Origin of the sequence: Thalassobaculum sp. OXR-137 (assembly GCF_034377285.1) — a bacterium.
In the GTDB taxonomy this organism is placed as follows: domain Bacteria; phylum Pseudomonadota; class Alphaproteobacteria; order Thalassobaculales; family Thalassobaculaceae; genus Thalassobaculum.
Genome location: NZ_CP139715.1, coordinates 3,008,090 through 3,020,097, shown reverse-complemented (window position 1 = coordinate 3,020,097; position 12,008 = coordinate 3,008,090). Strand labels below are relative to the sequence as shown.

General features: G+C 68.3%; 10 protein-coding genes. 2 read left to right on the top strand and 8 right to left on the bottom strand.

Features of this window, described 5'->3' with window-relative positions:
• The 7 genes from T8K17_RS14220 to T8K17_RS14190 form a co-directional block, all read right to left on the bottom strand.
• A complete protein-coding gene (locus T8K17_RS14220) occupies positions 1-1,941 on the bottom strand; it encodes a MacB family efflux pump subunit (protein ID WP_416153110.1) in 1,941 nt (646 codons plus the stop codon).
• Entirely contained in the window at positions 1,938-3,140 is a 1,203-nt protein-coding gene (locus T8K17_RS14215) for an efflux RND transporter periplasmic adaptor subunit (protein WP_322330392.1), read from the bottom strand. Before T8K17_RS14215 ends, T8K17_RS14220 begins: the two co-directional genes overlap by 4 nt.
• A 249-nt stretch (positions 3,141-3,389) precedes the next feature.
• Positions 3,390-4,202 carry an ABC transporter ATP-binding protein gene (locus T8K17_RS14210; protein WP_322330391.1) on the bottom strand — a complete coding sequence of 271 codons (813 nt, stop codon included), beginning with the start codon at positions 4,200-4,202 and terminating at the stop codon, positions 3,390-3,392.
• Positions 4,186-5,049 carry an ABC transporter ATP-binding protein gene (locus T8K17_RS14205; protein WP_322330390.1) on the bottom strand — a complete coding sequence of 288 codons (864 nt, stop codon included), beginning with the start codon at positions 5,047-5,049 and terminating at the stop codon, positions 4,186-4,188. Before T8K17_RS14205 ends, T8K17_RS14210 begins: the two co-directional genes overlap by 17 nt.
• Positions 5,046-5,969, bottom strand: coding sequence for an ABC transporter permease (locus T8K17_RS14200; RefSeq protein WP_322330389.1), 924 nt, complete (start codon positions 5,967-5,969; stop codon positions 5,046-5,048). Before T8K17_RS14200 ends, T8K17_RS14205 begins: the two co-directional genes overlap by 4 nt.
• Before the next feature lie 10 nt (positions 5,970-5,979).
• Positions 5,980-7,041, bottom strand: a complete 1,062-nt coding sequence (locus tag T8K17_RS14195) for an ABC transporter permease (RefSeq protein ID WP_322330388.1) — start codon at positions 7,039-7,041, stop codon at positions 5,980-5,982.
• 9 nt (positions 7,042-7,050) lie between these two features.
• Positions 7,051-8,649, bottom strand: coding sequence for an ABC transporter substrate-binding protein (locus T8K17_RS14190; protein ID WP_322330387.1), 1,599 nt, complete (start codon positions 8,647-8,649; stop codon positions 7,051-7,053).
• A gap of 167 nt (positions 8,650-8,816) precedes the next feature.
• On the opposite strand from T8K17_RS14190, the gene T8K17_RS14185 reads away from it, so the two are divergent.
• Entirely contained in the window at positions 8,817-9,746 is a 930-nt protein-coding gene (locus tag T8K17_RS14185; RefSeq protein WP_322330386.1) for an ABC transporter substrate-binding protein, read from the top strand.
• A gap of 11 nt (positions 9,747-9,757) precedes the next feature.
• On the opposite strand, the gene T8K17_RS14180 is transcribed toward T8K17_RS14185, so the two are convergent.
• On the bottom strand, positions 9,758-10,756 hold the full coding sequence (locus T8K17_RS14180) for an isopenicillin N synthase family dioxygenase (protein WP_322330385.1): 999 nt from the start codon (positions 10,754-10,756) through the stop codon (positions 9,758-9,760).
• Positions 10,757-11,012: 256 nt separating this feature from the next.
• Between T8K17_RS14180 and T8K17_RS14175 the strand changes: the two genes are divergently transcribed.
• The gene (locus T8K17_RS14175) at positions 11,013-12,008 is read left to right on the top strand and encodes a serine hydrolase (RefSeq protein WP_322330384.1); all 996 of its coding nucleotides are present in this window, start codon (positions 11,013-11,015) and stop codon (positions 12,006-12,008) included.

The following is a 12,008-nucleotide window of genomic DNA, read 5'->3' as shown; positions in this document are numbered from 1 at the left end:
TCACTCCACAGTCAGGGCGACCGCCGGTTCCAGCCGGGCGGCCTTGCGCGCCGGGAACCAGCCGAAGACGAGGCCCGTGGTCACCGCGCAGACGAAGGCGAGGACGGCCGGACCGGTCGAGAACACGACGGAGATGCCGAAGCTGGAGGCGGCCATCCCGGCAGCGATACCGAGGGCGACCCCGGCCAGCCCGCCGATGCCGCAGACGATCAGCGCCTCGACGTTGAACTGGATCATGATGTCCCGCATGCGCGCGCCGGTGGCCATGCGCACGCCGATCTCGCGGGTTCGCTCGGTGACGCTGACCAGCATGATGTTCATAACCCCGATGCCGCCGACCAGCAGCGAGATCGCCGCCACCGAGCCGAGCAAGATCGTCAGCGTGTCCTGGGTCTGCTCGACGGTCTCGATCAGTGAGGCGGTGTTGCGCACCCGGAAATCCTCGGCACGGTGGCGGGCGAACAGCAGGTCCTTCACCGCCTGCTCCGTCGCGTCCATGGTGTCAAGGTCCGCGACCTTGACGGTGATCGTATCCAGGTGCGGCTGGCCGAAGATCCGCATGGCCCCGGTGGTCAGTGGGACCAGCACCGTGTCGTCCTGGTCGGAGCCGAAGGGTGTCGCGCCCTTCGCCGACAGCACGCCGACCACCTCGAACGGAATGTTGCCGATCAGGATGTAGGTGCCGATCGGCTCGTCGCCGTTGGGAAACAGGTTGTCGACCACCGTGCGGCCGAGAACGGCGACCGGTGCGTAGCTGTCGACATCGGCGGCGGTGATGAAGCCGCCGCTCTCCATGCTCCAGTCTCGGGCTGAGGCGTAGTCGGGCCAGACGCCCTGAACCGACGCGCGGTAGTCGACATTGCCGAAGCGCATGGTCGAGGATCCGCGCTTCTCCGGGCTGACCGCCGCCACACCCGCGACACCCCTCAACGCTTCGGCATCGGCGGTGACCAATGTCGCGGTATCGCCGTCGCCGCGCACGCCAGGCGCACCCGGGCGGATCAGCAGAAGGTTTGTACCCATCGACTGAATCCGGCCCAGCACGTCGGCGCGGCTACCCTCGCCCACCGCCAGCATGGTGACCACGGCGGCGACGCCGATCACCACGCCGAGCAGGGTGAGCGCACTGCGGAACAGGTTGGCCCGCAGGGACCGCAGGGACATCCGCACCGCTTCGGGCAAGGTCGCCAGGCTGGAGCCGGCGGGTCTCCAGCCTGCGGCATCCGCGGCAGCGCCGGGTCGGTCCGGATCGACCCGGCCGGTATCCTCGACGATGCGGCCGTCCAGCAGCCGGATCACCCGGTGGGCGCGGGCCGCCACCGAGGGGTCGTGGGTGATCATCACCACCGTGCGACCTTCGCCGTTCAGCCGCTCCAGCATGTCCAGCACTTCGGCACCCGAACGGCTGTCCAGGGCGCCGGTCGGCTCGTCGGCCAGGATCACCGCGGGGTCGTTCATCAAAGCGCGGGCGATGGACGCCCGCTGCTGCTGGCCGCCGGAAAGCTGGCTCGGCCGGTGATGGCCCCGGTCGCCGAGGCCGAGCCGGCCGAGCAGGTCGTCCGCCCGCTCCTCCCGGTTGTCCCGGGACCGGCCGGCATAGATCGCCGGAAGCTCCACATTCTCCGCCGCACTCAGCGTCGAGATCAGGTTGTAGCGCTGGAAGACGAAACCGAAGACGTCCCGGCGCAGGCTGGCCAGCTCGTCCGCGTCGAGATCGTCCACCTCGATGCCGCGCACGGCGTAGGTACCGCGCGACGGCCGGTCGAGGCAGCCGAGGATGTGCATCAGCGTCGACTTGCCCGAGCCGGACTGGCCGATGATGGCGACGAATTCGCCGTCGTGGATGTCCAGGTCGATGGCGTCGAGGGCGACCACCTCCCCCGCGCCGGAGGGATAGCGCTTGCCGACCCCGCGGAAGCTGAGCAGCGGTACATCGGTCACAGCCGGGCTCCGAACCCGCCCGGCCGTCCGCCGGCTCGCGGTCCCGCGCCGGAGACCGGCAGGACGACCTGCTCGCCGCCCTCCAGGCCGGAAGAGACCGCGGCCGTGGTCCGGTTGCTGAGCCGGACCTCCACGGGACGACGCTCCTGGGTACCGTCGGGCTTCATGACGGTGACCGTCTGCGTCTTGCCTTCCCGGCCTGCGCTCAGCGCGGCCAGCGGCACCAGCGGCAGGTTCTCCGCCCGGTCGAGGACGAAGAACACCTGGGCGGTCATCTCCGACATCAGGGCCCGGTCGGTGTTGTCGATATCGATCAGCGCGTTGTACAGGACCACATCGTTGACCACCTCGGGCGTCGGCAGCACCTGGCGGACGATCCAGTACCACTCGCGGTCGGGCATCCCCAGCGTGGTGAAGTACAGCGCCGTGCCGGGTTTCAGCAGCACCACATCGGCCTCCGCCACCTCGGCCCAGACCGTCATCGTGTCCAGATCGGCGATCTGCAGGATGATCGGGGCGGTCTGGTTGGCGTTCAGGGTCTGGCCCTCCACCGCGTCGAGGGAGACCACCGTGCCGGACATGGGTGCACGGATCTCGGTATAGCCGAGATTGGTCACGTCGGCGTCCAGGGTCGCCTGGGCCTGGTCGATCTGCGCCTTCAGGGATTCGATCGACGCCTCGGCGACGGCAAGGCTGGCAGCGCCGATCTGCAGCTCGTCCTCGCTGATCGCCTTGGCGGAAAAGAGCCGCTGGTTGCGCTGATGCTGCTGGCGGGCGAGCTGACGCTCGGCCTCGCGTTGGCGCAGCTGCGCGCTGAGATCGGCAAGCTTGGCCCGGTTCGCCACCACCTTGGATTCCTGAACCCGGGCGTCGAGTTCCGCCAGCAGGTCGCCCTGTTGCACCTGATCGCCGATCTGGACATAGAGCTTGCTGATCTGGCCGGAGATCTGGGCGCCCACATCGACGTAGTCACGCGGTTTGATGGTGCCCAGCGACGTCACCGTGCGCTCCAGCGTGCCACGCTCTACCGTGGCCGTACGCGGTGCGACGGGGGCCGGGTCGAACAGCAGGTCCCGGCCATAGACGGCCGCGCCGGCCCCGACCAGAACGATGGCCAGCAGAAGAAGGAGCCAGCGTCGGCCGCTGCGCGAGCGCCGCCGGGGCTTCGCCGGCGCCTTGAGAGTGTCACTGTCGGTCACGGAATCCACCGGGTTCGAACGGATCCGAGGCCGAGAACCGGCCGTCGGTCCCGTTACAACGGAGCCTGGTGGGATTTCCGTCGCCGGACGGACGCCGTCAAGACCATAGGAAAATTATTGGTATGTTTCCCATTCAGCGCCACTCCCCGTCATCCTGGACTTGATCCAGGATCAGGCTGCTGACCCGTCCGCGGCATGATCCTGCAACGAGTTCAGGATGACGTGGGGGAGCGGATGGACTGTGTTCCCTCAATCGAAGGTCAGCAGCGAGTCCGCGGTTTCCCGGTCATAGCCGAGCGACGCGTTGAGAAGCTGGCGGGTGTAGTTGTGCTGCGGCTGCGCGCGGCGGAGCTGGTCGACATCCATCTCCTCCACCACCCGGCCGGCATTCATCACCGCCAGCCGGTCGCACATATGGGCGATCACCGCCAGGTCGTGGCTGACCAGGATGTAGGTCAGCCCGTGCTCCTGCTTGAGGCGCTGCAGCAGGTTCAGGATCTCCGCCTGCACCGACACGTCGAGGGCCGACGTCGGTTCGTCCAGCAGCAGGATCCGCGGCTCCAGCATCAGGGCCCGGGCGATCGCCACCCGCTGACGCTGGCCGCCGGAAAGCTGGTGCGGATAGCGGAACCGGAACTCCCGCCCCAGCCCGACATCGCGCAGCAATGCCTCGACCCGCGCGCCGACATTGCCGATGCCGTGGATCTTCGCCGGCTCGCTGAGGGTGCGGTCGACCGTGTGGCGCGGGTGCAGGGATCCGTAGGGGTCCTGGAACACCATCTGGACGGTCTCGTAGAACGTCTTCGACCGCTTCGGGCCGAGATCGGTGCCGTCCACCGCGATCCGCCCGGTCCAGTCCGTCGCCAGCCCGGCGATGGCGCGCAGCACCGTCGACTTGCCGGAGCCGGACTCGCCGACCAGTCCGAAGCTCTCGCCCCGGCGCACGGTCAGCGACACGTCGCGCACCGCATGGACGGCCCCCTCGCCCTTGCCGAAACGGACGTCCAGATGGCTGATCAGCAGCGCCACGTCTGCGCCGGACGTATCAGACAAGTCGGGCATCGACACCGGGCTCCGTCTTCCAGGATTCCTGGCGGACCAGCGTCGACAGACGCTCGACCGGCTGATCGACCCGCGGCAGCGAGGCCAGCAGGCCGCGGGTGTAGGGATGGGTGGCGTTGTGCAGTTCCGACGCCCGGCAGGTCTCCACCACCTGCCCGGCATACATGATCACCACCCGGTCGCAGAACGAGGCGACCAGATTGAGGTCGTGGGAAATGAACATCAGCCCCATGCCGCGCTGGCTGACCAGGTCGTCGACGATGGCCAGCACCTGCATCTGCACCGTCACGTCGAGGGCCGAGGTCGGCTCGTCGGCGATCAGCAGGTCGGGCTCGGCGATCAGCATCATGGCGATCATGATGCGCTGGCCCATGCCGCCCGACACCTCGTGCGGATAGGCCTTGTAGACCCGCTCCGGATCGCGGATCCGCACCGCCTCCAGCATTTCCATCGTGCGGCGGCGGGCGGCACCGGCGGCGGCGCCGGCGGCGACCCGATAGGCCTCGTCGATCTGTCGGCCGATGGTCATCACCGGGTTGAGGGAGAATTTCGGGTCCTGCATCACCATGGCGATGCGGTTGCCGCGGATCCGGCGGTACTCCCGCTCCGACAGCTTCGTGAGGTCGATGCCGTCGAAATCCATCTTGCGGGCGGTGACGATCCCCGGGGGCCGGATCAGGCCGAGCACGGCGCGGCCGGTCATGGTCTTGCCGGAGCCGGACTCGCCGACGATGCCGACCTTCTCGCGGCCGACCGAGAGGCTGATGTCGCGCACCGCATGGACCGTTCGGGTCCGGGTGGGGAAGTCGATGCTGAGCCCCTCCACCTCCAGCAAGGGCCCACTCATCGGCTCGACCTCGGGTCGAGGGCGTCGCGCAGGCCGTCGCCCAGCAGGTTGAAGCCCAGGCTGACGGTGAAGATGGCGAGGCCCGGCATGGTGGCGACCCACCACTGGTCCAGGATGTAGAGCCGGCCGGTGGAGATCATCGCTCCCCATTCCGGCAGCGGCGGCTGGGCGCCGAGGCCGAGGAAGCCGAGACCGGCGGCGGTCAGGATGATGCCGGCCATGTCCAGGGTGACCCGAACGATCACGCTGGACAGGCACAGCGGCACCACATGGCCGGTGACGATCCGCAGCGGCGAGGCGCCCTGCAGGCGGATGGCGGAGATGAAGTCGGAATTGCGGATGGTCAGGGTCTCTGCCCGGGCGATACGGGCGTAGGGCGGCCAGGAGGTCAGCGCGATGGCCAGCACCGCGTTGCCGATGCCGGGGCCGAGGGCCGCGACGAAGGCCAGGGCCAGCACCAGACGCGGAAACGCCAGGAAGATGTCGGTCAGACGCATCAGCACGGTGTCGACCCAGCCGCCGGCATAGCCCGCCACCGTGCCGATCAGCAGGCCGAAGACCGGCGCCGTCACCACGACCAGGGCGACGACATATAGGGTGATCCGGGCGCCGTAGAGCAGACGGCTGAGAATGTCCCGGCCGAGCTCGTCGGTCCCCAGCAGGTTGCCCGGCGTGCCCGGCGGCAGCAGGCGGCGCTGCAGGTCCTGGGCGATCGGGTCGTGAGGGGCGAGCAGCGGCGCGAAGATCGCCGCCAGGACCAGGGCGACGACGATCGCCAGCCCCAGCATGGCCAGGGGATTGCGGGCCAGGCCGAGCCATCCGAGATAGGCCTGGATGCAGCGGGCCTGGAACGGGCTCGACGGCGTCTCGCTGGTCAGCCAGGCGCGCAGGCCGGGGGCGTTGGCGGAGGAGGCGGTCATCGCTCTCCCCTCACCGGGCGCGCGGGTCGAAGACCCGGTACAGAATGTCGGACAGCAGGTTCAACCCCACGAAGACGATGCCCACCATGACCGTGCCGCCGAGCACGGCGTTCATGTCGGCCGACAGCAGGGCATTGGTGATGTAGAAGCCGATCCCGGGCCAGGCGAAGACGATCTCCGTCAGCACCGATCCCTCCAGAAGATTGGCGTAGCTGAGTGCGATCACCGTGATCAGCGGCACCATCACGTTGCCCAGCGCGTGGCCCCAGATCACCCGCGCCTCCGACACGCCCTTCACCCGGGCGGTGGTGATGTATTCCTGGGCCAGCTGTTCCAGCATGAAGCTGCGGGTCATACGGCTGATATAGGCGAGCGAGTAGTAGCCGAGCACCGAGGCCGGCAGGATGATGTGCGACAGGGCGTTGGCGAACACCTCCAGATCCCCGGCCAGCAGGCTGTCGATCAGGATGACGCCGGTGACCTGGGGGACGATGTCCTCGAAGAACACGTCGAGCCGTCCAGGTCCGGCCACCCAGTCGAGCTTGCCGTAGAAGATCAGCAGGCCGACCAGGCCGAGCCAGAAGATCGGCATGGAATAGCCGAACAGGCCGAGCAGGCGGACCACATGGTCCGGCCAGCGGCCCTGATGGACCGCGGCCATGACGCCTGCCGGAATGCCGAAGGCGACGCCGAGCAGGGTGGCGACGGTCGCCAGCTCCAGGGTCGCCGGGAATACCCGGGCGATATCCTCGATCACCGGGCGCGAGGTCAGCAGCGAGGTGCCGAAATCGCCGCGCACCACTTCGCCGATATAGGTGAAGAACTGGATGATGATCGGCTGGTCCAGGCCCATCGCCGTGCGGGTGGCCTCGTAGACCTCGTTCGTCGCCCGCTCGCCGACAACGGCGAGGACAGGATCGATCGGCATCACCCGGCCGATCAGGAAGGTGATGAGAAGCAGGCCGAGCAGGGTGACCGCGAGGGACACCACCACCCGACCGCTCTTCAGCAGCCCGTTACGGGAGGGAAACCAGGGCCCCCTCCCGCCGGGACGCGAACCAGCGAGGCTCATTGCGTCCGCTTACTTCGTGACGGTCCAGTAGTAGACCGCCGAGATCGCGCTACCCGTCACCAGGTTCTCGACGTTCTTGCGCAGACCGGTCTGCTCGATCTTCTGGAACATGACGACGAACGGGCTCGTCTCCTGATGCTCCTTCTGGATCGACCGGTACATCTCGGCGCGCTTCTCGCGGTCGCCTTCCTGCACCGCGGCCTCGGTCTCCTTGGTCATCTCCGGGATGTCCCAGGAGTTGCGCCAGGCCAGCTTGCCGGTCAGCTTCGCCTCGTCCGCATTGTTCGGGTTATGGGCGAAGGTATCGGCGTTGGTGTGCGGATCCGGATAGTCCGGGCCCCAGGCGCCGAGATAGACATCGTGCTCGCGCGCCCGGTACTCGCCCAGCGACTGCTTGCCGGTCATCGGGGTCAGCTCGACCTTGATGCCCGCCTCGGTCAGGGAGCCCTGGATGGCCTGGGCCATCGCCATGTAGGACGGCTCGTTGCGGACGTTGATCTTCACCGCGACGTCGTCGGCATGGCCGGCCTCGGCCAGCAGCGCCTTCGCCTTGGCGATGTCGAGGGTGTAGGGCTGATCCTTCAACTCGCCCAGATAGGTCAGCGGCAGGAAGGCCTGATGCACCCTGTACTGGCCGCGCAGGATGGTTTCGGTCATGCCCTTGTAGTCGACCGCCCACTTGAAGGCCTCGATCACCTTGGGATCGTTCAGCGGCGCCTTCTTCTGGTTCAGCGACATGTACACGATGCGGCCGCGCAGATCCTCGTCCACCTTCAGGTCGCCATTGGCGGCCACGGCGGCGACGTCTTCCGGCGTCAGGTTACGGGCGATGTCGATGTCGCCCTTCTCCAGCAGCAGACGCTGGCTGGCCGACTCGGCGATGTGGCGCACGAAGACCCGCTTCATCGCCGGCGTGGCACGCCAGTAGTCCGGGTTGACGTCGAGCACATAGGACTCGTTCGCCTTCCAGGACCGCAGCGAATAGGCGCCGGAGCCGGCGGTGTTGGTCTTCAGCCACTCATAGCCGAAATCGCCGTCCTTCTCGTTCTCCATCGCGACCTTCTTGTCGATGATCGAGCCGATGGTGGCGGTCAGGCAGTTCAGGACGAAGGACTGGGCGTAGACCTTGTCGGTGGTGATCACCAGGGTCGAGGCGTCGGTCGCCTTGATCGTGTCCTCGATGTTCTCCTTGGTGAAGCCGAACTGGGTCAGGATGAAGGACGGGGTCTTCTCCAGCAGCACCGCGCGGCGCAGGGAGAACTCCGCGTCCTCCGCCGTCACCGGGTTGCCGGACTGGAACTTGATGCCGTCGCGGATCTTGAAGGTGAAGGTCTTGCCGTCCTCGCTGACCGTCCAGGACTCCGCGAGCCCGGGCTGGTAACCGGCGGCAAGGTCGAGCGGGTTGAACTCGACCAGATGATCGTACGTGTTCCGGAGCAGGTCGCCCCCGGAGAACTCGAACGCCTCGGCCGGATCGAGCGACACGATGTCGTCGATGGTTGCGGCGATGACGAGCGTGTCTTTGGGCGTGTCGGCGAAAGACGCCGGCGCTGTCAGGGCGACTGCCGCGAACATGCCGAACGCCCAGGCGGACGTGAATTTGGACATTGGTGAAGCCTCCAATTGATGGCCCGTATCGGCTCTCTGGCCGGCTGCGGCACCGTTGGACGGTCACTTAAGCAGGATTTCGCGTCTGCAAAAACTAGTTTCACATAGGCCGCCGACTCTGCGGATCGACGGCTGGCCGGCGCCGCTCCACCTGTTATGCTGACGCTATGACCAGACCCGCCATCAAGCTCTTCGAGAACCTGCGCACCATCGGCTACGTCCCCTTCTATCTCGCCGTCGACCGGGGCGAATGGGCGCGCGAGGGCGTGGACGTCGCCGTCACCCTGTCGCCCTCGACCGACTATACGGCCCAAGGCCTGCTGGACGGCGCGACCGACGTGTCCTGGGGCGGACCGATGCGGGTGATGATGCACCACGACTCGGCCCGCAAACGCGGCGAGGATTGCCCGCTGGTCTGTTTCGGCCAGGTGGTCGCCCGCGATCCCTTCGCCCTGGTCGGCCGGGAGCCCAACGAGCGTTTCCGCTACACCGACCTGAAGGGCCTGCGCGTCGCCGTGGCGACAGAGGTGCCCACGCCCTGGATGACCTTTCAGGACGATCTCGACCGGGCGGGCGTGGCGCTGTCGGACTGGACCCGCGCGCCCGACCGGACCATGGCCGAGAATGTCGAGGCGCTGGGCCGCGGCGAGGTCGACGTGATTCTGGTCTTCGAGCCCTATGCCGACCGGGCGGTGACCGAGCATGGCGGCCATGTCTGGCACCGGTTCGCCACCCGGGGCGATGTGGGCTTCACCAGCTTCTACACCACCCGCGGCTTCGCCGAGCGCGAGCGCGAGACCTGCCGCGCCCTGGTCCGGGGAATCGGCCGCAGCCTGCGCTATCTGCACGCGGCCGATCCGGCCGAGATGGCGGCGACAGTGCAGCCCTATTTCCCCGAACTGTCGGCGCAAGCGCTGACGCGGATCATCGGCACCCTGCGGGGCGCCGGGCTCTGGGCGCGGACCCCGCAGTTCCCGCCGACCGCCTTCGTGCGGCTGAAATCAGCCCTGCTCACCGGCGGGCTGATCTCCCACGACATTCCCTACGACCTGGCGGTCGATGCCGACCTGTCGGACACGCCGATCCCGACCGACTGACGCAGGTCGGCCTATGCCGCCTTGTGGCTGGCGTCGATCTTGCGGCGGATGTGCTCGCCGGCGGTGATCGTCGGATAGCGCGCGCCCTCGCCGTCCCGCAGGCAGGTCGGCACGCAGCGGATCTCGGCGTCGAAATTCGGGTGCACGAAGTAGCCGATCGACATGCGCCGGCTCTGGGCGTCGCCGGTATCCGGCACCACCACCCGGTGCAGGGTGGAGACCCACCGGTCGTTGGTCCAGCGCTGCATCATGTCGCCCAGATTGACCACGAGCTCGCCCGCTTTCGGCAGCACCGGCACCCAGCGCCCGTCGGCCATCTGCACCTCGAGACCTCCCCGGCCCTCGGTCGTGGCCAGCAGGGTCATCGCGCCGAAATCCGTATGGGCGCCGGCCCGGAGCTGTCCCGGCTCCGGCGGGGTGGCGAGCATCGGATAGTGATGCATGCCGAACACGGAAAAGTGCCGGTCCAGCAGGGCGGCGAATCCGTCCTCGTCCTGATCCAGCGCCCGGGCGGTGATCCGCATCATGTCCCGCGACAGCCGCTCGAACGCCCGGTAGAGGTCGACCAGCGCCGCGTCGAAGCCGGCCGGAACATCGGGAATGGTATTGCCGGCATAGGCGGTCTCGGCATCGGCCAGGGCGGCATAATGGGCGCTGTGGTCGTCCACCGGGCCGAGGAAGATGGATTCCCGCAGGTCCGGCGGGGTCTTCGCCCCCAGGGTGGCGCCGAGGTTGCGCGTCGCCACCCGGTGATAGCCGCGCTGCCGCGCCGCACCGGTGGGATGGAAGCGGTCCTTCTCCGCCTGGGGCAGGTCGAAGAAGTCCATGCCCAGCGAAATCGCCCGGGACAGGGTCTCCTGGGGCAGGCCGTGACCGGAGATCACCAGGAAGCCGACCGTCTTGCACGCCTCGGCCACCGCGCGAGCGACCGCGTCGCGGCCGGCAGGGTCGCCGGACAGGAACGGTCCGATATCGATGGTCGGGATCTCCATGCCACTCGTCTGCGCCACGATGGTGTCTCCTTCATTGCTGGTGCCGGTCGGCCTGTCCCGGAGCTGCGCGCTGCCGCCAAGCCGAGGCAGGATCGCGACAAAGGGGGGGGAGCGGCGGAGGGTCCGCCGGGTCGCGATCACCCATCGACGGTAGCCGAGTACTCTTTCGCCCCGCAAGACGGCTTCTGAGCGCATCATGCGCCTTCCGACGGTCGAAATCCGCGGTCCGGGTCACATATCCGGTACGGGTTCACAGACCGGAGCAGGTATGCCGATGAGGCTCAGCCGACGCCGTTTCACCACCGCCACCTCCCTGCTGCTCGCCGCCCCCTTCGTGGTGCCGGGCCTGGCGGCCGCCCAGACGCAGGCCACGGAAATCGCGGAGGCCGCCCGGGCATTCCCGAGGCTGCATTCGGTGCTCGTGCAGCGCGGCGGCGAGGTCGTCCTTGCCAAATCCTATCGCGGCCCCGGCCTGGATCGGCCGGCGAACATCAAGTCCTGCTCCAAGAGCATCGTCGCCCTGCTGCTCGGCATCGCCATCGATCGGGGCGAGATCCCGGGCGTTCATGCGCCCCTGTCGGAGATCGCCCCCGATCTGGTCCCGCGCGACGCCACCCCCGGCGCGGGATCGATCACGGTGCAGGATCTGGTGACGATGCGGGCGGGCCTCGGCGCCACCTCCGGGCCGGAATACGGCGCCTGGGTCGCGTCGGAGAACTGGGTCGCCTATGCCCTGCGCCGGCCGATGGTCGGCGCGCCCGGCGGCCGGATGATCTACTCCACCGGATCGAGCCACGTGCTCGGCGCCGCATTGGCGAAGGCGGTGGGCGACAGCCTGCTGACCCAGGCGCGCCACCGTCTGGGCGATCCGCTGGGCATCGACATCCCGGCCTGGACCCGCGACCCGCAGGGCTACTATCTCGGCGGCAACCAGATGGCCCTCACGCCCCGGGCGATGCTGCGCCTGGCCCTGCTGATGCGCGACGGGGGACGGGTCGACGGCACCCAGGTGGTGTCGCAGGACTGGGTAGAAGCCTCGGCCCAGCCCCGCACCGTGTCGCCCTGGTCCGGGCTCGGCTACGGCTATGGGTGGTTCCTGTCGGACAGCGGCTACCGGATCGCCCGGGGCTATGGCGGGCAGGTCATCGCCGCCAATCCGGCCCGCGACCTGGCGGTGGCGATCACCTCGGACCCTGGCGAACCGGCCCGCTCCCAGGGCTATTTCGGCGAGTTGATGGAGTTCCTCGACGGCCCGGTCCTCCAGGCCTAG

Coding starts and splice junctions, on each gene's coding strand:
- T8K17_RS14210 (WP_322330391.1), bottom strand. CDS start 4,202: ATGCCCGACTTGTCTGATACGTCCGGCGCAGACGTGGCGCTGCTGATC.
- T8K17_RS14205 (WP_322330390.1), bottom strand. CDS start 5,049: ATGAGTGGGCCCTTGCTGGAGGTGGAGGGGCTCAGCATCGACTTCCCC.
- T8K17_RS14200 (WP_322330389.1), bottom strand. CDS start 5,969: ATGACCGCCTCCTCCGCCAACGCCCCCGGCCTGCGCGCCTGGCTGACC.
- T8K17_RS14195 (WP_322330388.1), bottom strand. CDS start 7,041: ATGAGCCTCGCTGGTTCGCGTCCCGGCGGGAGGGGGCCCTGGTTTCCC.
- T8K17_RS14190 (WP_322330387.1), bottom strand. CDS start 8,649: ATGTCCAAATTCACGTCCGCCTGGGCGTTCGGCATGTTCGCGGCAGTC.
- T8K17_RS14185 (WP_322330386.1), top strand. CDS start 8,817: ATGACCAGACCCGCCATCAAGCTCTTCGAGAACCTGCGCACCATCGGC.
- T8K17_RS14175 (WP_322330384.1), top strand. CDS start 11,013: ATGAGGCTCAGCCGACGCCGTTTCACCACCGCCACCTCCCTGCTGCTC.